The organism is Acidobacteriota bacterium, assembly GCA_012517875.1.
Taxonomy (GTDB): Bacteria; Acidobacteriota; JAAYUB01; order JAAYUB01; family JAAYUB01; genus JAAYUB01.
Genome location: JAAYUB010000176.1, coordinates 1 through 19,693 on the forward strand (window position 1 = coordinate 1; position 19,693 = coordinate 19,693).

A 19,693-nucleotide genomic window follows, 5' to 3' on the forward strand; every position below is an offset into this window, starting at 1 on the left:
AGCCATGCAACACCTGTGGCCGAGCCCCTTGCGGGGAACCGACGTTTCCGCCGGCGTCTCGGTCATGTCAAGCCCTGGTAAGGTTCTTCGCGTTGCGTCGAATTAAACCCCACGCTCCGCTGCTTGTGCGGGTCCCCGTCAATTCCTTTGAGTTTCAATCTTGCGATCGTACTCCCCAGGCGGAATGCTTATCGCGTTAGCTCCGGCACGGACACCTCTCGATGCCCACACCTAGCATTCATCGTTTACGGCCAGGACTACCGGGGTATCTAATCCCGTTTGCTCCCCTGGCTTTCGCGCCTCAGCGTCAGTTGCTGGCCAGCAAGTCGCCTTCGCCACCGGTGTTCTTCCCAATATCTACGCATTTCACCGCTACACCGGGAATTCCACCCTCCTCTCCTGTACTCTAGCCAAGCGGTTTCCAGCGCAATTCCTCAGTTGAGCCGAGGGATTTCACACCAGACCTGCCTAGCCGCCTACGCGCCCTTTACGCCCAGTGATTCCGAACAACGCTAGCCCCCCCCGTATTACCGCGGCTGCTGGCACGGAGTTAGCCGGGGCTTCCTTTGGAGGTACCGTCAGAGCTTCGTCCCTCCTGACAGGGCTTTACGTTCCGAAGAACTTCATCACCCACGCGGCGTCGCTGCGTCAGGCTTTCGCCCATTGCGCAAAATTCCCCACTGCTGCCTCCCGTAGGAGTCTGGACCGTGTCTCAGTTCCAGTGTGGCCGGACACCCTCTCAGGCCGGCTACCCATCGCAGCCTTGGTAGGCCATTACCCTACCAACTAGCTAATGGGACGCGGGCCCCTCCTCTAGCGCCCGAAGGCTTTGAAGTCGACTAATTATTTAGCGACTTGTTATGCGGTATTAGCCCCGCTTTCGCAGGGTTATCCCCCACCAGAGGGCAGGTTACCCACGTGTTACTCACCCGTTTGCCACTTTACTCATCCCCCGAAGGGGACTTTCACGTTCGACTTGCATGTGTTAAGCACGCCGCCAGCGTTCATTCTGAGCCAGGATCAAACTCTCCAGTTAATTTGCTGAACCGCTTGCGCGGATCATCTGCGGAAAGTTTGCAAGACTTCATGTCTTTTGTTCAGAATTGACAGGCACGCTAAACCTGGTTTTCAAAGATCAACCCGTTCGACTGCCCCTGCGGGCAATTTTTGATGCTATCAAAGTGATGATATCTTGTCAAGACCCAAAGTGTTCCTGCTTCAAGAAACACATCGCGTGTGGGTCTTTACAGGTGGTCGGAATCGGGTCTCTAAAGATCGTGTCCCAGCGGACAGGGGTGTATTATAGAGAGCTAAAATCAGAATGCAAGCTTTTTTTTCATTTTTTTTCGAGCAGCCGGCGGCCGTCCAGAAACCACCGGCCGGCGAGGATCTTCGCGATCGCCTCGGCGTAGAGCCGGTGCTCCTCGACGAGGATCCGCGCCGCCAGCTCCTCCTCGGTGTCGTCGTCGCGCACCGGCACGACGGCCTGCGCGACGATGGGGCCGCTGTCCACGCCCTCGTCGACGAAGTGGACCGTGCAGCCGCTGAAGCGCACGCCGTGCGTCAGCGCTTGCCGCTGCGCGTGCAGGCCGGGGAAAGCCGGCAGGAGCGACGGGTGGATGTTGAGGATGCGCTGCGGAAACCGCCGGATGAAACCGGGTCCCAGCACCCGCATGAAGCCCGCGAGGCACACCAGCTCCACAGCCTGCGCCTCAAGCACGTGCGCGATCGCGTCTTCGAACTCGCCCTTGGTCCGGCCTGCGCGCTCCACGCAGAACGCCGGCAAACCCAGCTCCCGCGCCCGCGCCAGTCCCGGCGCGTCGGGCTGGTCCGACACCACGCCGGCGATCACCGCGTTCAGCCGGCCCGCGGCGATGTGCCCGTGAATGGCCAGAAAATTGGAGCCCCGCCCCGAGAGCAGGATGCCCAGCCGCTTCATCGCAGGACCACCCCGCCGGCACCCGCCGTTACCGCACCGATGCGGTAGACCGCGCCCTCCGTCCCGCGCAGCATCGTCTCGACTTCGTCGGCGGCGTCCGGCGCCACGATGACCGCCATACCGATGCCCATGTTGAACACGCGGAACATCTCCGCCTCGGCCACGCGCCCCTCGCGGGCCATGAAGGTGAAAACCGGCGGCACCGGCCACGCGCCGCGGCGGATCTCCACGCTGCAGCCGGCGGGGAGGATGCGCGGGATGTTCTCCAGCAGGCCGCCGCCGGTGATGTGCGCCAGCGCCCGCACCAGGCCCCGCTCGAGGCAGGGTCCGAGCGATTTCAGGTAGCCCCGGTGCGGCCGCAGCAGCACCTCGCCCACCGTGCCGCCCAGCTCCTCGACGGGCGTCTCGGGCCAGAGCCCCAGGTGGTCGAAGAATATTTTCCGCGCCAGCGAATAACCGTTCGTGTGCAGGCCGGCTGACGGCAGGCCCAGCACGACGTCGCCGGGGCGCACCGCCGAGCCGTCGAGGATCCGCCCGCGCTCCACGACGCCCACGATGAAGCCGGCCAGGTCGTACTCGCCCGCGTCGTAGAAGTCGGGCATCTCGGCGGTCTCCCCGCCGATGAGGGCGCAGCCGAACTCGCGGCAGCCACGGACCAGTCCGTCCACCACCTGGGTCACCACCTCGGGTTTGAGGACACCGGTGGCGATGTAGTCGAGGAAGAACAGGGGCCGCGCCCCCTGGACCAGGATGTCGTTCACGCAGTGGGCCACTAGGTCGTAGCCCACCGTGTGGTGGACGCCGGTCAGAAAGGCGATCTTCAGCTTCGTGCCCACGCCGTCGGCGCTGGCCACCAGCACCGGCTCCCGCTCGGCGCCCGCGTCCAGCCGGAAGAGACCGCCGAAGAGGCCGAGCTCGCTCAGCACCTGCGGATTGAACGTGGTGCGCACCAGCTCCCGGATCCGCCGTTTGGCCTGGTTGCCGGCGTCGATGCTCACGCCGGACGCGGCGTAGGAGAGTCCGTCGGAATCGTTCATGCCGTCCTCACCCGATCGGTTTGCCGGCGGAACGGCCGGCGCGTGATCCCATTGTAACCCGGCGGCCCGTCCCTGCGCAACGCCGCCGCCCGTCGGGGCGTCTTTCCGATTGATTCATCCGCCCGTCCTCATTAGAATGATTGATCGATCGAAGGAGCCTATCCATGTCCAGCCTGCTGATCCGCGACGGTGTCCTGGTGGATCCGACCGCCGGCCTCGAGCGCCCCGGGCACCTGCTGGTGCGCGACGGGGTGATCGCCGCGATCGATCCGCGCGGCGCCGCCGCCGACCGCGTGGTCGACGCGGCCGGTGCGTACGTCCTTCCCGGCTTCGTGGACATGCACGTCCACCTGCGCGAACCGGGCTTCGAGCACAAGGAGACCATCGCCACCGGTCTGCTGGCCGCCGTGCGCGGCGGGTTCACCGCCGTGGCGCCCATGCCCAACACGCAGCCCGTCTGTGACTCGCCCCAGGTGTACAAGCTGGTGCTGGACCGCGCCGCCGCCGTCCGCCTCGCGCACGTGCACCCCATCGCCGCCATCACCACCGGGAGCCGCGGCACGGAGCTGGCCGACTTGGCCCGGCTGGCGGCGCTCGGCTGCCGCGCCTTCTCCAACGACGGGCAGCCGGTCGAGGACGCGGCCACCATGCTCCGGGCAATGGAGGTCGTGCGGCGCCTCGGCGGGGTCGTCATCGACCACTGCGAGGACAAGACCCTGTCGCGGGGCGGCGCCATGCACGCCGGCCCCGAGGCCGAGCGGTGGGGTGTCACCGGCCAGACCCCGCTGGCCGAGGAGGTGCACATCGCCCGTGACGTGCTCTTGGCCGAGGCGACCGACTGCCGCCTGCACATCCCCCACCTGTCCACGGCCCGCGGGCTGGAGCTGGTGCGCTGGGCGCGGCGGCGGGGCGTGGCCGTGACGGCGGAGGCGGCGCCGCACCATTTCTGCCTCTCCACCGCCGACATGCCGGGCCCCGATCCGAACTACAAGATGAACCCGCCGCTCCGGCCGCCGGCCGACCGCGACGCCCTGATCGGCGGACTGGCCGCCGGCGACATCGACGCCATCGCCACCGACCACGCCCCCCACGCGGACGCCGAGAAGGCCCGCGGCTTCCAGGACGCGCCTCCCGGCGTGATCGGTCTCGAAACCGCCGTCCCCCTGATCATGGACCGGCTCTACCACACCGGCCGGATGGGCATCGGACAGATCGCCCTGGCCTGCGCCGTCCTGCCGGCCCGGATCCTGGGCGCGCCGGCGCGCTCGCTCCAGCCGGGCGCCGCCGCGCACCTGACCCTGATCGACCCCGACCGGCCGACCGTCATCGCCCGGGACGGGTTCGCCTCCCGATCCCGCAACACGCCCTTCGAGGGCTGGCGGCTGCGGGGCGCCGTGCGGGCCACCATCGTCGACGGCGAGGTCCGCTATCATATTAATTGAAACCCGGGTGCGCCAGACCCGTAGAATGGGTTGAGTCGAGAGCGACATGCAGGAGTTCGAGCAGCACGCGATCAATCGTGTCCTCAACGGCGACAGCTCGGCCTACGAGGACCTGGTCAAGCGGTACGAGAAATCGATCGTCAACTACATCTACCGCTACATCATCAACTACGAAGAGGCTCTCGACATCGCCCAGGAGGTCTTTGTCAAGGCGTACTACGCGCTGGACTCGTACAACAACGCGTTTCGCTTCTCGACCTGGCTGTACCGGATCGCCCGGAACACCGCCATCGACTGGCTTCGCAAGAAGCAGTTGAACACCCGCTCTTTGGATGAATCCAGGACCTACAAGGACAAGGACGTGGCGCTGCAGGTCCCGACCGAGGACGACACCCCCGAGCAGATGATCTGCAACCGGGAGTTCATCCGGCTGTTCAACGACGCGGTCGAGTCGCTTCCGGACGAGTACCGCGAGGTGATCACGCTGCGCCACATCAACCACTGTTCGTACCTGGAGATCGCCGATATCTGCGATATCCCGATCGGCACCGTCAAGAACCGGATCTTCCGGGGGCGGGAGCTGATCCGCAAGAAACTGGAGGGCAAGGTCCTATGAACCCGGTCTGCTCGGAACTGAACATCATCCTTTATATTGAACGGGAGCTCCCCGAAGCGGAGATGCTGCGCACGGAACAGCACCTGGCCCGCTGCGCGGCGTGCCGCCGGCTCCTGCACGAGCACCGGCTGGTGCGGCTGACGCTGATCCGCGCCTCCGAGGTGGGGGTGCCCGCCGAGTTCACCGCCCGGGTCATGGCCGAGATCCCCTCGCCGTTCCACCGCTTCCTGACCACGGCCCGGGAGAAGATCCTCGTGGCCGCCGCCGCGATCACGCTGACGGTCGCCGGCGTCTTCTCCTACCTGGCCGGACAGGCCGCGCCGAACCTGGGCGGGCTGATGTCGCTCCCGTGGTGGAACCGGATCTTCGCCCAGAGCTTCAGCCTGCTGGCCGACTCCTTCCTGCTCGTGCTGTACCTGACCCGGTTCGCGCTCTCGGTCCTGCTGCTCCTCGCCGAGGGGTTCGTCTTCGGCCTGGAGGCGCTGGGCCGGCTGCTCCTGTTCTCGCCCCAGGGCCTCGGGCTCTTCCTCGCCGTGCTGGTGGTGTTCGGGCTGACGGCCGGCTGGACGTTCTGGCTGCATCGGCCGCGCACTCTGAAGTCCGTCGCGGTGGGGCGCCAATGACGGTGCGCCGCCTCTGCCTCACGCTGGCCGCCCTCCTGCTGCTCGCCGCCGCCGCCGGCGCCGCGGACGCGCCGGCGCCCATCACCGTTCCGCCGGGCGAGACCGCGCCGGACATCATCGTCTCCTTCTCCACCCCCGTGGTCATTGACGGCACCGCCGCCGACGGCGTCTTCGTCGCCGGCGCCGATCTCACCATCAACGGCACCGTCGCGGGCGACGTGGCGGTGATGGGCGGCCGCCTCGTCATCCCGGCCGGCGGCACCGTGCGAGGTAAGGTGTTCCTGGTGGGCAGCACGTCCGCGGTCGATCCGTCCTGCAGGATCGAGGGGAAGATCTTCACCATGCCGTTCCTCGGCGGGGAAGCCCAGGCCATGTTCTCCAACCCGGCCGGCTACCTGTTGTCGGTCCAGTACGATTTCGGCTTCATCGCCAAGCGGGTGTTCTTCCTCCTGTTCTGGTTTCTGCTCGCCATCACCCTGGCCAAGCTGTTCCCGGCCCACGTGAGCTTCGCCATCACCCGCCTCAAGACCGATCCGGGCTACACCGCCGGACTGGGAGTGGTCACCATCGCCGGCGGCGCCGTGCTGCTCATGGTGGCGCTGGCGCTGTCCGTGATCTTCATCGGGATCCCCATCGTGGTGCTCCTGCTGCTGGGCCTGTTCGCCGCCTGGGCCTTCGGGATGGTGATCCTGTTCTACGCGGCGGGCGACAAGCTCCTGCGGCTGCTGCGTCGCACCGCCCCGTCGCCGCTGGCGTCGCTGGTGACGGCGACGCTGCTCTGGACGGCGATCAAGTTCCTGCCGGGCCTGTCGCTGGTGGTGAGCCTGGCGGCGCTCGTGTTCAGCCTCGGAATCACCGTGGCCACGCGCTTCGGCACGGGCGTGCCGTGGTTCCGCCGCCACCGCAAGCCGGTCGCCCGCCCCGCCGGCGCCCGGCCGGCCTGAGAGCCATGCCGCATCCGCGCGTCCTCGTCCCCCTGCGCCAGAACCTGGGCTCGGACGACCTCTATCTCGGCCGCGATTACGCCGCGGCGCTCCACGCGGCGGGGCTCGATCCCGTGTACGTCCCCCTCATCCCCGATCCGGCTTATCTGAACCGCCTGGCCGGCGCCGCGGAGGGCATCCTGCTGTCGGGGTCCAACTCCGACGTGGATCCCGCCTGGTACGGTGAGGCGCCTGCACCGGGGCTGGGTCCGGTGCAGCCGCTCCGCGACGCCACCGACCGGATTCTGCTGGAGGCGGCGCGGCGCGAGCGGCTGCCGCTGCTGGCCATTTGCTACGGCGTCCAGGCGCTGAATGTCTTTTGCGGCGGCAGCCTCCACCAGGATCTCGCCGGCGCCGGTTTCACCGCTGTGGATCACCGCCGCCCGGCACCGGGCGCGTGGGCGCACCACCCGCTGCGAGTCGCCGGCACGATCCCCGGCCTCGACGGCTTCCCGCCGGGCGAGTACCGGGTGAACAGCTCCCACCATCAGGCCATCAAGCGCCTCGGCGACGGGCTGACGGCGTTCGCCTGGTCCCCCGACGGCCTCGTCGAGGGCGTCCACGGCGACCCGGCTGGGCCGTTCCTCGTGGGCGTCCAGTGGCATCCCGAGTCATGTTGGCGCGACGACCCGCTCTCCGCCGAGCTCTTCCGCCGCTTCCGCGACGCCTGCGCCAACCAGCCGAGGCTCGAGGCTCGAGGCTAGAGACTCGTTCCCGTCTCAAAATCGTGCTCGTAATCGTCATCGTAATCGTAATTCGTAATCGTGATCGTAATCGAGGCTCGGGGTTTGGGGCTCGTTTGGCGGTGCGAGCACGATTACTCAGTTACTCCAGCATCTCTGCCAATTTTTGGCAGGACTTGATTAACTGACGCCATGACTAAGATCAAGCAGCCGGCAGGCGGGAGGTACCGCTCGTGGCACCTCCACGTTGCAACCGGTGGATCGTGCTACGGGCAGGGGAATAGTGAACGGGTGAATCGAGAATGTTCGCAGGTTCGCAGGTTCTAAAGCGGTTGATAGTTGATGGGGGGAGTGCGCCAGGATATGGGTTCTGTGATTCAGGGCCCAGAACCCAGGGCCGATATTCGAAGTCCGCGTCACGGAAACGAACCTCGAGCCCCGAGCCTCGATTACGATCACGAGTACGATTATGATCACGAATTACGAGCACGAATCCTCAACCCTCGACCCGGAACTCTCAACGGTCGATCACGGACAGGTTCGAATGTGTCGTGAACGAGCCTCGAGCCGCTAGCCTCGAGCCTCGCCTCTGGGGCCGAAGATCGCCGTGCCCACGCGGACGTACGTCGCCCCCTCGGCGATGGCCGCCTCAAAGTCGTTCGTCATGCCCATGGACAGCTCCTCCAGCCGCGCCGCCCCCCGGCAGCGCCCCGCCCACTCGTCGCGCAGCCGGCGCAGCTCCCGGAAGTAGGGCCGCACCGCCTCCGGGTCGTCGAGGAACGGCGGCACCGCCATGAGCCCCTCGACGCGTACGTGCGCCAACTCGCCCGCCGCCTCGACGAGCGCGGGGAGCGCCTCGGGACGGCAGCCCGACTTGGCGGTTTCGCCGGCCAGGTTCACCTCGATCAGGACGGGCAGCGTGCGCCCCGTCTCGCGGCAGCACGTCTCGAGGCGGTGCAGGAGCGCGACGCTGTCCACCGAGTGGATCATCGCGAACAGCTCCACCGCCCGCCGCGCCTTGTTCCCCTGCAGGTGGCCCACCAGGTGCCAGGTGAAGGCGCCGTCGCCGGCGAGCGCCGGGATCTTCGCCGCCGCCTCCTGGACGCGGTTCTCGCCGAGGATCAACGGACCCAGCGCCGCGAGCTCGCGGATGGCATCGGCGGCGACGGTCTTCGACACCGCCACCAGCCGCACCGACTCCGGCGCGCGCCCGGCGGCGGAGGCCGCCCGGGCGACCCGTTCCACCACGTCCCGGTACCGTTCGCAGAGTGTGCTCACGCGGCGCCTTCCCAATGCCATGCCCGGTTTCGATTATAGGGCCGCACCCGACACGATGTAAAGGTGGCGTCCCGGACCAGGCGCAAAGTGTGCTAAGATGGCCGGCGCAAGAGGAGCGCCGATGGCAGCACCGACACCGGGACACTTCATCACGTTCGAGGGCGTGGAAGGCTGCGGAAAGACCACCCAGATCCTCCGCCTGGCCGACCGGCTGCGGGCGCGCGGCCTCCCCGTGACCCTCACCCGCGAGCCGGGCGGCACCCCGTTCGGACAGGCCGTGCGCCGGGTGCTGCTGGACCCCGCCGGGCCGCCCCGCGAACCGGCCGGCGAGCTGCTCCTGTACCTGGCCGACCGCTGCCAGGACCTGGCCCAGTGCATCCGCCCCGCCCTGGCCGCCGGGCAGGTGGTGCTCTGCGACCGCTACCACGACGCCACGCTCGCGTACCAGGGCGCCGCCCGCGGCATCGCCCGCACCGTCATCGACCGCCTGGCCGCCGCGTTGGACATCCTGCCCCCGGATCTCACGTTCCTCCTCGACATCGACCCCGAACGGTCACTCGCGCGCGCCATCGCCCGCAACGCCGCCACCGCCGAGGGCGCCGCCGAGAGCCGCTTCGAGGGCGAGGCGCTGGCGTTCCATCGTGCCGTCCGCGCGGGTTATCTCGAGCTGGCGCGCCGCGAGCCGGCGCGGTTCGCCGTCATCGACGCCGACCGCGCGCCCGACCCCATCTTCGCCGACATCGCCGCATGCGCCGACGCCCTGCTGGCCGGCCGGCGCCGGGAGGACTGAGCCGTGCCCCCGTTCATCGGCAACGCCGCCATCGGCCGCCTCCTGGCCGAGTGCCGCCGGCGCGACACCCTGCACCACGCCTACACCTTCGCCGGCATCGACGGCGTCGGCAAGAAGCGTCTCGCGCTCCAGCTGGCCAAGAGCCTGAACTGCGCCGCCGCGCCGGCCGGGCTCGACGCCTGCGACGCCTGCATCTCCTGCCGCAAGGTGGACTCCGGCAGCCACCCCGACGTCCAGGTCATCGCCCCCGAGACGAAGGTGTTCAAGATCGACCAGGTCCGGGCGCTGATCCAGGAGATCTACTACCTCCCCTTCGAGGGGCGGCGCCGCGTCTTCATCCTCGACGACGCCGACCGGATGAACGAGGAGGCGGCCAACGCGCTGCTCAAAACCCTCGAGGAGCCGCCCGAGAGCAGCAGCCTGATCCTCATCACGGCCAACCTCTACGCCCTGCTCCCCACCATCCGCTCGCGCACCCAGGTGCTCAAGTTCCAGCCCATCCCGGTGCGCGAGCTGGAGGCGTACCTGCGCGAGCAGGCCGGGCTGCCGGCGCTCCAGGCCGCCGCCGCCGCGCGCCTGAGCGGCGGCAGCCTGGGGCTGGCCCTGTCGCTGGACATGGAGGCGGTCGCGGCCATGCAGGAGTCCGCCTTCGAGCTCCTCGTTGTCATGGCCCATCCCAACGACGCCGCGCTCTTCAAGCACCTGGCGGACGCCTTCCCCCCGAACAAGAGCCCGGAGCTCATGCTCCAGATTCTGATTTCCATTCTGCGCGATTTGGTTATAATGGACTTTTTTCAGGACCGGGACCACGTGATGCACAACGACCGGATGGAGACCTTGAAATCCTTGCGCGCCGCATTCAGCCCCCCCGTCGTGGAGTACCTCCTGCGCGAGGTCGAGGAGCTCTACCGGAAGCGCCACCTCAACCTGAGGCTGGACACCTATATCCAGAACGCCATCCTGCGGACCCGGGCCTTGCTGCTCCGGAGAATCGAGGCATGACCCAACTGGTTCACGTCCGGATCGAGGACTGCTGCCGGACCGATTCCTATCTCAGCGACGAGCTCACCCTGTTCAAGGGCGACGCCTGCATCGTCCAGACCGAGCGCGGCACCGAGCTCGGCACCGTCGTCCATGTCCAGCCCGTCGACGCGCCGCCCGCCGACGTCAACGGCCAGCGCCGGATCCTCCGCAAGGCCGACCCGCGCGACATCGCCCAGTTCGGCAAGAAGCGCGCCCGCGAGGAGCGCGCCCGCGAGGCGTGCGTCCGGCTCATCGAGAAGCACAAGCTCGTCATGAAGCTCATCCGGGTGGAGTACATCCTCGACGGCTCCAAGGTGGTGTTCTACTACACCGCCGACGGCCGGGTGGATTTCCGCGCCCTGGTCAAGGACCTGGCCTCCCAGCTCAAGACCCGCATCGAGATGCGCCAGATCGGCGTCCGCGACGAGGCCAAGCTCCTGGGCGGCGTCGGCTGCTGCGGCCTGCCGCTGTGCTGCCACACCTGGATCCAGAAGTTCTACCCGGTCTCCATCAAGGTGGCCAAGCAGCAGTGCCTCAACCTGAACCCGTCGCGCCTGTCGGGCGTCTGCGGCCGGCTCATGTGCTGCCTGATGTACGAGAAGGACAAGGCCGGGCGCGCCGACGCGCCCGCCGCCGGCGCCCCCGCCGACGCCGCCGAAAACGGCTCCGATCATGACGCCGACAACGGCGCCGAGACCTGGACGGAAACCCCGCCGGACGACCACTCCTTCTGAACGCCGCACCCATGTTTTTACTTGAGTTTTCACGACCGATAGTCTAATATTCAGCCAAATCGAAGCATCTTCCGCCGGAATTTGACACCATCAGATTTGGCTTGGAAACCGATCGCTTCAGGACGGAGAACCAGGAGGCACCATGGTCAATCGAAAGCTGATCCGGCCTTCCATTTCTGAAATGTCGCCCTCCACGCCGAAGTTCCACGGCCCGGGGTACAAGCGCGTGCCGCCCGACCAGACCCACGCCGAGAATTTTTATTACGTTAAGCAGATGAACAACAAGACGCCGATGGTCATCCGCCTGACCAACGGCGAAGACCTCCAGGGCTACATCGAGTGGTACGACCGGGACTGCATCAAGTTCAACCGCGAGGGCGCCCCGAACCTGCTCATCTACAAGACCAGCATCCTCTACATGTACAAGCAGGGCGAGGACACGGGCGACGACGAGGGCAGCCGGCGTCCGCGCCACCGCCGCTATCCGGACCGGGACGACCGGGCCGACAACGGACTCCCGGACGGCAACCGCGACTAGCCCCCTGCCATGGCGCCACCGCGGACCATCGCCATCACCATGGGTGACCCCGCCGGCATCGGCGCGGAGGTCGTGCTGAAGGCGCTGCAGGAGCGCGCCCCCGATCCGCCCGCCGCGTTCTACGTCTTCGGCGACGGCAACGCGCTCATGGAGCACTGCCGGGCGCTGGGCCTGCCGTTCGAGCTGCCGGTCATCCCGCTGGAGGCGTTCCGGCGGCAGGCGCCGGGCGAGACGTGCCTGGTGGACTTCGCCAACGTCCACGGCCGGCTCCAGTTCGGCGTCGAGCGGAGCGACTACGGGCGGGCGTCCATGGAGTACATCGAGGAGGCGGTCTTCGGCTGCATGTCCGGCCGCCTCGACGCGCTGATCACCGCCCCCATCAACAAGAAATCCATCCACCTGGCCGGGTACGACTTCCCCGGCCACACCGAGTTCCTGGCCGCGCTCACGCACGCGCCGCGCGTCGTCATGTCGTTCCACGCCTGCAATTTCTGGTGCGTGCTCACCAGCACCCACGTGCCGCTGGCCGACGCGGTGGAGCTGGTGAAGAAACAGCGGATCGTGGACACCATCGAGCTGGCCCACCGCGAGCTGGCGCCGTACGTCGCCGAGCCGGCCATCGCCGTGGCGTCGCTCAACCCCCACGGCGCCGAGGGGGGGCTGTTCGGCATGGAGGAGGGGCTGGAGATCATCCCGGCCGTGGCCGAGTGCGCCGCGCGGGGCCTGCCGGTGAAGGGCCCCTTCCCCGCCGACACGGTCTACCTGCGCGCGCTCCAGGGCGACTTCAACATCGTGGTGAACCACTACCACGACCAGGGCATGATCCCGGTGAAGCTCCTCTCCTTCGGCAAGGCGGTGAACGTGACCCTGGGCCTGCCGTTCCTGCGCGCCTCGGTGGACCACGGCACGGCCTTCGACATCGCCGGCCGCGGCGTCGCCTCCCCCGAGAGCATGCTCGAGGCCTGCCGCCTCACCCTGGAGCTCCTCGACCGCCGCGGCCCGGGGAAAGTTGATGGTTGATCGGCGATGGTTAAGAGTTGAGAGTTGAGGGTTGAGGGTTCGTGCTCGTAATTCGTAATCGTAATTCGTAATCGTAATCGTAATTCGTAATCGTGCTCGTAATCGGACCTGGGACCTGGGTTCTGGGACTTGGGTTCTGGGACCTGGGTTCTGGGACCTAGGTTATGAATCCCAGGTCCCAGCACCCAGGACCAAGATCCCGTCTCCCGTCTCCCGTCTCCCGATTCACCTATTCACCCTTTCACCGTGTCCCAAATGTCCGAAGATCAATGACCAATGAAATCCTTTGCGTCCTCCGTGCCTCTGTGGTGAATCGGACATCAAATTTCGTGCTCGTGATCGTAATTCGTAATCGTGCTCGTAATCGAGGCTAGAGGCTCGAGGCTCGAGGCTCGTTCCCAACCCTCTCAACCCTCAACTCTCAACCCTCAACTCTTAACCCTCAACGCTTTCTTTGTGCCCTTCGTGCCTCCGTGGTGACTCTTCTCTTCTCTCCGCTTCGCCCCCTCGCCATTCCATTGACAAAAAGAATCGCTTGGCGTCTTGGCGCCTTGGCGTGCTTATGACCTGGCGCCTTCGCGTGCCGATTTCCCCCTCCGCGCCCTCTGCGTACTCTGTGGTGAATCTCCCCCCGCCGGTTCGCCGCTTCGCCGTTTCGCCGCTTCGCCGGCTCGCACCCTCGTTGGCACACTCCCGGCACAGCGATAGCTCTTGGCGCGGGAGCCCCGGCTGTGCTATCGTCCGCCCATCGGTCACCTGAGGCGGAGGGTACCCCATGGGGAGAGGTCGTTTTCTCTGCTTCTTTCTATTTCTGTCCGTGCTCGCGTGGAGCGGCCGGGCCCAGGCGCCGCCCGGCGACGCCGTCGCGGCGTATGAATACTACCCCGACGGTCTGACCCGGACGATCCGCTACGCCAACGGGGTGGTCTCCGCCTTCGACTACTTCGACAACGGCCGGCTGCGGAGCGTCGACACCCGCGCCGCCGACGGCGCCCTGGTCAGCCGCTACGAGTACGACTACGACGCCGACGGCTGCCGCGTCGAGATGCGCGAGTGGAACGCCACCCCGGCCCGCCGCGCCGCCGACCCGCTCTGGGCCGCCGCCCCCGCCGTCACCCGCTACGGCCACGACAACCTCGGCCGGCTGGCCTGGGCCGAGTACCGGCCCGCCGACCCCGGCGCCCAGTACCGGCGCGTGGAGTACGCCTGCGACGCGGCAGGCAACCGGCTCGGCGAGACCGCCCGCGAGCACGCCCCCGACGGCACGGTGCTCCGCACTCTCAAGGACCGGCGCTTCATCATCGACAACCGGAACCGCCTGGCGGCGGTGATCGACGCGCTGGCCCTCGAGCGGAGCGTCAGCTACCTGGCCAACGCCGCCGGCGACACCGTGGCCCGCGTCACCGGGGTCATGGGCCCCGACGGCGAGATCGTCCCCGGCACGGAGAGCCACCGCCTCCTCTTCGACTGGGACGCCGCCGGGCGGCTGCGCCGGGTGCGCCAGGCCACCCCGGGCCTGGACGGCGCGCTCGTCGAGGAGCTCCTGGCCGAGTTCCGCTACGACTACCGCGGCCGCCGCGTGGCCGCCCACAGCCGCTTCGTCGCCCTGGGCGGCGACGCCGTCCCGGCGGAGAGCCGCCTCTATGTCTACGACGGCGACGCGGTGCTCGCCGAGTACGGCTTCGACGCCGACGGCCGCACCCCCTACCGCGCCCGCCAGTACGTGTACGGCGACGGCCTCCTGGCCATGGAGGCGTATGCGCCCCCCGGCGCCGGCGCACCGTCTCCTTCGCCGGCGGGCTTCGAGCGGGGGACGGCCGCGGCCGGATGGCCTTCACCCACCGGGCCGCCCGCCCGCGCCGGCGTCCCAGGCGCAGGTCCGAACCCGTCCGCCACCCATCCGACGCTCCTCGATCCCGCGTCGCCCCGCATCATCACCGAGGCGGACCGCTTCGCCTCCCGCTCCGGCTCGTCCCCCTGGAGCGCCGCCCCAGCGTACCCGACGCCCGGCTCTTCTCCCGCCGGCACGCCCCCGGTTTCCACCGGCTCCCATCTCCCATCTCCTATCTCCCCGCTCCCATCTCCCGCCTCCCGTCTCTCGTCTCCCGTCTCCCCGCTCCCGTCCCCCGCGGGCGTCTACTTCTACCACCTCGACGCCCTGGGCTCCACCGTCAACCTCACCGCCGCCGACGGCGCCGTGGCCGAGGCGTACCTCTACGACGCCTGGGGCAACTACCGCGAGCTGGACGTGCCGGACGCCGACGTCCCCGCCGGCTGGACCTGGGTGGTGGACCCCGACCTCGACGCCAACGGCCTCTACTGCTGGGCCACGTACCAGGCCTGCCTGCAGGGCGCCTTCACCGCCGACGACGCCGCCGCCCCCGGCCTCAACCGGATCACCTACACCGGCCACGCGTTCGATCCCGCCACCGGGCTGTACCATTTCCAGGCGCGGTTCTACGACCCCGAGGCGGGCCGCTTCCTGTCGGCGGACCCGAATCTCGGCGACCCCGCCACCCCCCCCAGCCTCCACCGGTTCCTCTATGCCTACGGCGATCCGCTCCGGTACACAGACCCCACCGGCCGGATGACGATCAACTACACCGACCGGGCGGCGCTGGCCGGCAAGCGCCCCGCTCCGCCCACGCAGTGGGGCGTCCCGTCGGAGCTGAGCCTGGCCGAGGCGGCCGTCCACTCCGACCTGCGGCGGATCTACGGCGATCCGGCGCACGGCGCGGCCGAGCAGTACCAAGTCGTCGGGGAGAAAATCCGGGACAAGCAATCGCGCTACCTGGCCACCCTGAGCCTGGACGCGGACGACTACGACGCCGGGGGCAACCCCCGCTGGGAAAAAATCTGGCGCGAGTTCACCGCCGCGACCGGCGGTTACGCCCGGTCCATCACGGACCTGAAGGCGCGGCTGTTCCAGGCGGTGCGCGAGGGCGGGGCCGTGGTGGACGTGAGCGAGCTCTTCTCCGACGCGCACGATTTCTCCGCCGCCCTCACCGAGCTGACCGCCGACCGGGTGGCCACCGGCCCGGGGCCCATCGGCGGCATCCAGCGCCAAGCGTCCTATGTGGGCCAGGCCGGCATGGCGCCCGAGTTCACCGCCGCGGCCGGGGCGGCGGGCCTGGCCGCCGACACCGCCGGCTGGGCCTCGCTGGGTCTGGGCGCCTACCGCGCCGGCAGAATCACCGTGGAGCTGATCCAGGCCGCCCGCGCCCTCCCGGGCGAAGGCAATTTGCTAACTAAAATAGGAACCATATTATCCAAACAGTATCCAGATGTCAGAACCGAGTCTGTCTGGAAACTGGGACCCGGTCCTCGTGGTGAAGCTATTGAAAAGGTCTTGGGCCAAAACCTGCCAAATAATTTTCCAATAATTGATCGGTTTGAAAATGGCTTAGCAACAAGTATCAAGAGTATGGATCTGAGCGCAAAAACATATCAAAATCCCCGAAATCTCATCCGAGTAGCGGAAAGATACATTGATTTAGTAAAGCGATTTCGTGGGGCTAAACATGCTGGAATCAGCATCAATGAAGAAGACATCCTTTCAAGAGGACTCGAATTAGCTATTCCAAGAGGTGGAGCAACAATAGAACAGAAACAAATATTAGATCAAATTATAGAATATGGACGAAACAATGGAGTTACTGTAAAAATCATCGAGGTGTACTGATGATAAAATCAGCAACAGCGTATCGGAAAGGCGGCGAAATCATTCTACATGCCGATTCAAAGACGACCGCCGGGGTGTGGATCGCCTCTCCGCCGTTCACCGCGCTCTCGGCAACTGTCGCGGTCGAGGAGTTGGGGATGATTCTGCTGGACACGATTTCGAAGTCAGTCGCTGGCGTACCCCACCCCCGCTCAAAGACCGACTGGGCGGCTGTGCGCGCCCCGTTGTTCCAAGCATTCAACGTGAAATCGATCGAGGCCCAGATGCAGGGGACGGTGTGCTGCGGAATCATGGACGAAGACGGCATCCTGAGAATTCGACCCACCCGAAACGAAGGTGCCCGGGAGGGTTTCGTGCCGGTGCCAGGGCGGGAGATCTGCATCGCCTCGAACGCTTCCCCTCCAGAGATTGGCGCGGCATTGATTCAAGGATTCACGTGGTGCGCCGACTCCGACTTCGTCATCCGGCGGAGCCGGAGTTAGTGGACAAGATGGTGAATTCCCACTCCATCCCCCCGTGCGCGTGTATCGGCAGGCCCGTTCGGACCGCCACGAGAATAGCCAGGCGCAACCCGGCGCAGCCGGGTAGCGCCTGGACGAGCGGGTATTTTAACAGGCGGCGCGCCCCGGGGGACGGGGCGCGGAGAAGCAAAGCATTCGCCGCCACCCGTTCCTCGCGCCCCGCGGCCGCGGGGCGCGATCACTTCTTTTTGTCCTTCTTTCCCAGGCGCTGCCCCGCGTGCGCGGGGCTGCGCCTGGCTATTTTCGTTGTGACTACGTGGACCTTGCCGGTCGATGGCGGGATGGCCGATCCGACCGATGGCGCGGACACAATCCCGCCCAAAAGTGTCAGAAAACGTGGGTGGCTGAGTAGCCGGATTTACGGACTCAACATTTGATCCTGAGAGCGAGAGTCACTGATATGATCCAAGTCGCGCCTGGGAACTGACAAGGTGTATTCATATCTATTATGAAATACGAACTCATGATCCGCTCGATCCCAACCGCGGAGATCGGAATCCCGGAAACGCACGCCCGGATCGTCTCGGCGATGAACAGCATCTCCCCTCCATGGGGATTCGGGGGATGCGGTGGCCCGCCGGCGCCCAATTGTGGCCGGGAGCTGCTGGCTGAATCCAGATTGTCCAAACATCTCGGACCCGGTGTCCGTGGCTCAATCGTTTACAGCTTCCGAGCCGGACTCAGGGACGCGGGGATGTCGGACGATTTCATGAAGATTGAATTCAATCCGACCAGGCAGGATTACCAGGCTCTCGTACAGGAAGTTTTTCCTAAATATATACATGCTTTCTCGCCTTATTCTGCCTTTGTGGGTGATGCCGATTGGGGTCTGGCCGATTGGCCGGAAGAGAAAAAATGCGTGACGAATTCACGATATGGAATCTATCGCATCTACCCTGTCCACTTTCTGGGAAATGTGCTCTGCCAGAGAACATTCCAGAAGATGCCCGGCGATCTGGTCACCGTGTTGTCGCGAGATTGTGAGCATGTTGAATTGATGGGAGAGGGTGCCCTTATCATCCAGACGAGCCGGATCGTGGGCAAAGCCGAAGCAGATGCAATCAACGAATTACTCTGGAACCGATTGGGCAGGCAGCGTCCGGGCAGCGCCAGTTGAAGAATCGGAACGGAAAGAATATGACTTTGGAACGTTCATTTGTCACTCCGGCTGATCCGGATGATTTTGAACATTGGTTATACGCGATGGATGATGCTTTGCAGAGATTCATCAGCGATCTCGATGAGTCCATCGCATTGAAATTGGATTATTCTGAAAAATCTTTAGAAACGATCGAATCTCTGATCCTGAAACAATATACAAGCGTCGAGAGAATATTGATCCCGGAAGAGTCGTACAGACTGGACGGCCTGGCCCGATACATCGGGGAAATTTTCGCAAAGCAATCGGTGGACGATGGGAAATCCAGCTGGATGATTCTCGCTATGCCTTCCACGGTCTGCCTCAATTGATGGGCTTCAGTCCGCGAGCCACTCCGATTTGTCCCCATTCGCTCGTGACCGCCGTGGATCGCCGTCAGGGAAACTATCTGAGAACCATTCTGGAAAACGTGAAGCGCAGATTGCGCTAGAACTTGAACGACACCCCGGGATTCCAAGCTGTGTGATATGTTCAATCCGACATGATACCCGAGTATCTTGGAACTGCCATGCTTTTCATCCAGCCCGAACATTGCGTGCCCCTGCAGATTATCCCGGAGACCGGTAGTGGCGCCAGACGGCTGGGAGGCACTCCGCCGATCGGGATCGTTCCACCATCGGGATCCACGGGGTTGGCCTACTTCGCCACCCTTCCGTTGGTGGGCAACCCCGCGGCCCATGTATCCATCTTCGTTTCCCGTCTGGAGCAGCTCATGTGTATGCGCGGCCGGGTGAACCCTTCGGGCGGCATCGAAGTGTGCGTCCATTACGCTCTGCCCCGAAATCCCTCGCCCACGCCATGGGACTCGCACCTCTCGGCCAGCCGGTTGGGCGTGGTGTTGAGTTTTTTGATCCCCGCCCGCTCAGCCAACGAACAACGAGTCTGGGGAGGCATGTTTCCAATCCCTGAACAGGTGGCGTCCCAGGCTGTGTGCCGTCCACCTGAACAACGACCAGCCGGTGAGTGGTGATGCATCTTTACATTGGCTCCGTGCTCGGTGGACCCGAACTTGAAAACAGTCAGATCGATTCCGAAATCACTCAATTACTGCGCCTGGTCAAGCAGAAGCGGACACGACTCGATGGAGTCGTGAGCGTTTTAAATGTGGTGTTCCATGTGAGCGGTTCCGTCACTGCCAACAATTTCACCGGAATACGGACCGCCACTTTTTCCAAAAAGCTGAAAACGTTAATGATCCAGGTAGCAGTGCCGGAGGACATCCAGAACCATAACACCCGTCGATTCCTGATTCATTCACTTCAACAAGCCGTCAGACTGGCAGAACCTGTTTTTCACAGAGCAGGCATCGCCTTCGACGCTACCTCCCTGTTGACCCTGATCCATGGAGTGGAATCAGAATATATTCCGACAGCTGACCGGCAAACCGATTAATGAAAGTATTTCTCCTTGTTCGTGGTTACTGAACGAATGGCAGCGCGGATCCTGGAGATGCAGCTTCGCGATGTGATACTGGAAGAAATCAAAATGGCATGAAGATGCCGGCGCCTGCGATGATCGAACGATCGTTGTGCTTGTATCATTGTTGACCGAATGGACTGTATCTTCATCAAGGTTCAATCCCAAGCCGGCGGAGCTGGAACCAGGCGGTCGTCGAGGAAGTGAAT

18 protein-coding genes and 1 rRNA gene are annotated in these 19,693 nt (G+C 65.4%); 15 read left to right on the forward strand and 4 right to left on the reverse strand.

The features are described 5' to 3' along the window. The 3 genes from GX414_16565 to GX414_16575 form a co-directional block, all read right to left on the reverse strand. Positions 1 to 1,032 (reverse strand): 16S ribosomal RNA (locus GX414_16565); the annotation flags it as partial. A 304-nt stretch (positions 1,033 to 1,336) separates the two neighbouring features. Then, on the reverse strand, positions 1,337 to 1,939 hold the full coding sequence (locus GX414_16570) for a phosphoribosylglycinamide formyltransferase (protein ID NLI48717.1): 603 nt from the start codon (positions 1,937 to 1,939) through the stop codon (positions 1,337 to 1,339). Beyond that, entirely contained in the window at positions 1,936 to 2,976 is a 1,041-nt protein-coding gene (locus GX414_16575) for a phosphoribosylformylglycinamidine cyclo-ligase (protein NLI48718.1), read from the reverse strand. The genes GX414_16570 and GX414_16575 overlap by 4 nt, the downstream gene beginning before the upstream one ends. Before the next feature lie 164 nt (positions 2,977 to 3,140). Here GX414_16575 and GX414_16580 point away from each other — a divergent pair, with 164 nt between their 5' ends. The 5 genes from GX414_16580 to GX414_16600 are packed head-to-tail and all read left to right on the forward strand — an operon-like array spanning position 3,141 to position 7,344. Then, positions 3,141 to 4,418: a dihydroorotase gene (locus tag GX414_16580; protein NLI48719.1), complete on the forward strand. Its 1,278-nt coding sequence runs from the start codon at positions 3,141 to 3,143 to the stop codon at positions 4,416 to 4,418. 46 nt (positions 4,419 to 4,464) lie between these two features. Further along, positions 4,465 to 5,034 carry a sigma-70 family RNA polymerase sigma factor gene (locus tag GX414_16585; GenBank protein ID NLI48720.1) on the forward strand — a complete coding sequence of 190 codons (570 nt, stop codon included), beginning with the start codon at positions 4,465 to 4,467 and terminating at the stop codon, positions 5,032 to 5,034. Beyond that, positions 5,031 to 5,657 (forward strand): hypothetical protein, encoded by a 627-nt coding sequence (locus GX414_16590; GenBank protein ID NLI48721.1) that lies wholly within the window; start codon positions 5,031 to 5,033, stop codon positions 5,655 to 5,657. The genes GX414_16585 and GX414_16590 overlap by 4 nt, the downstream gene beginning before the upstream one ends. Continuing rightward, entirely contained in the window at positions 5,654 to 6,601 is a 948-nt protein-coding gene (locus GX414_16595) for a hypothetical protein (GenBank protein NLI48722.1), read from the forward strand. The genes GX414_16590 and GX414_16595 overlap by 4 nt, the downstream gene beginning before the upstream one ends. 5 nt (positions 6,602 to 6,606) lie before the next feature. Beyond that, complete coding sequence (locus GX414_16600; protein ID NLI48723.1) at positions 6,607 to 7,344, forward strand: gamma-glutamyl-gamma-aminobutyrate hydrolase family protein; 738 nt, start codon at positions 6,607 to 6,609, stop codon at positions 7,342 to 7,344. Positions 7,345 to 7,893: 549 nt separating this feature from the next. On the opposite strand, the gene GX414_16605 is transcribed toward GX414_16600, so the two are convergent. Continuing rightward, positions 7,894 to 8,622 carry a YggS family pyridoxal phosphate-dependent enzyme gene (locus GX414_16605; protein NLI48724.1) on the reverse strand — a complete coding sequence of 243 codons (729 nt, stop codon included), beginning with the start codon at positions 8,620 to 8,622 and terminating at the stop codon, positions 7,894 to 7,896. 100 nt (positions 8,623 to 8,722) lie between these two features. Between GX414_16605 and tmk the strand changes: the two genes are divergently transcribed. The 10 genes from tmk (at position 8,723) to GX414_16655 (ending at position 19,460) form a co-directional block, all read left to right on the forward strand. Then, positions 8,723 to 9,391, forward strand: coding sequence for a dTMP kinase (gene tmk / locus GX414_16610; GenBank protein ID NLI48725.1), 669 nt, complete (start codon positions 8,723 to 8,725; stop codon positions 9,389 to 9,391). A 3-nt stretch (positions 9,392 to 9,394) separates the two neighbouring features. Next, entirely contained in the window at positions 9,395 to 10,393 is a 999-nt protein-coding gene (gene holB, locus GX414_16615; GenBank protein ID NLI48726.1) for a DNA polymerase III subunit delta', read from the forward strand. Beyond that, on the forward strand, positions 10,390 to 11,148 hold the full coding sequence (locus GX414_16620) for a stage 0 sporulation family protein (GenBank protein ID NLI48727.1): 759 nt from the start codon (positions 10,390 to 10,392) through the stop codon (positions 11,146 to 11,148). The genes holB and GX414_16620 overlap by 4 nt, the downstream gene beginning before the upstream one ends. A gap of 142 nt (positions 11,149 to 11,290) precedes the next feature. Continuing rightward, positions 11,291 to 11,686, forward strand: coding sequence for a hypothetical protein (locus GX414_16625; GenBank protein NLI48728.1), 396 nt, complete (start codon positions 11,291 to 11,293; stop codon positions 11,684 to 11,686). A 9-nt stretch (positions 11,687 to 11,695) separates the two neighbouring features. Then, positions 11,696 to 12,706 (forward strand): 4-hydroxythreonine-4-phosphate dehydrogenase PdxA, encoded by a 1,011-nt coding sequence (pdxA, locus tag GX414_16630; protein ID NLI48729.1) that lies wholly within the window; start codon positions 11,696 to 11,698, stop codon positions 12,704 to 12,706. Between the two features lie 775 nt (positions 12,707 to 13,481). Beyond that, on the forward strand, positions 13,482 to 16,388 hold the full coding sequence (locus GX414_16635; GenBank protein ID NLI48730.1) for a hypothetical protein: 2,907 nt from the start codon (positions 13,482 to 13,484) through the stop codon (positions 16,386 to 16,388). Positions 16,389 to 16,525: 137 nt separating this feature from the next. After that, a complete protein-coding gene (locus GX414_16640; GenBank protein NLI48731.1) occupies positions 16,526 to 16,870 on the forward strand; it encodes a CdiI family contact-dependent growth inhibition immunity protein in 345 nt (114 codons plus the stop codon). A gap of 487 nt (positions 16,871 to 17,357) precedes the next feature. Then, on the forward strand, positions 17,358 to 18,026 hold the full coding sequence (locus GX414_16645) for a hypothetical protein (protein ID NLI48732.1): 669 nt from the start codon (positions 17,358 to 17,360) through the stop codon (positions 18,024 to 18,026). Between the two features lie 20 nt (positions 18,027 to 18,046). Further along, positions 18,047 to 18,379 carry a hypothetical protein gene (locus GX414_16650; protein NLI48733.1) on the forward strand — a complete coding sequence of 111 codons (333 nt, stop codon included), beginning with the start codon at positions 18,047 to 18,049 and terminating at the stop codon, positions 18,377 to 18,379. Positions 18,380 to 19,037: 658 nt separating this feature from the next. Further along, the gene (locus tag GX414_16655) at positions 19,038 to 19,460 is read left to right on the forward strand and encodes a hypothetical protein (GenBank protein NLI48734.1); all 423 of its coding nucleotides are present in this window, start codon (positions 19,038 to 19,040) and stop codon (positions 19,458 to 19,460) included. Positions 19,461 to 19,693: the final 233 nt, after the last annotated feature.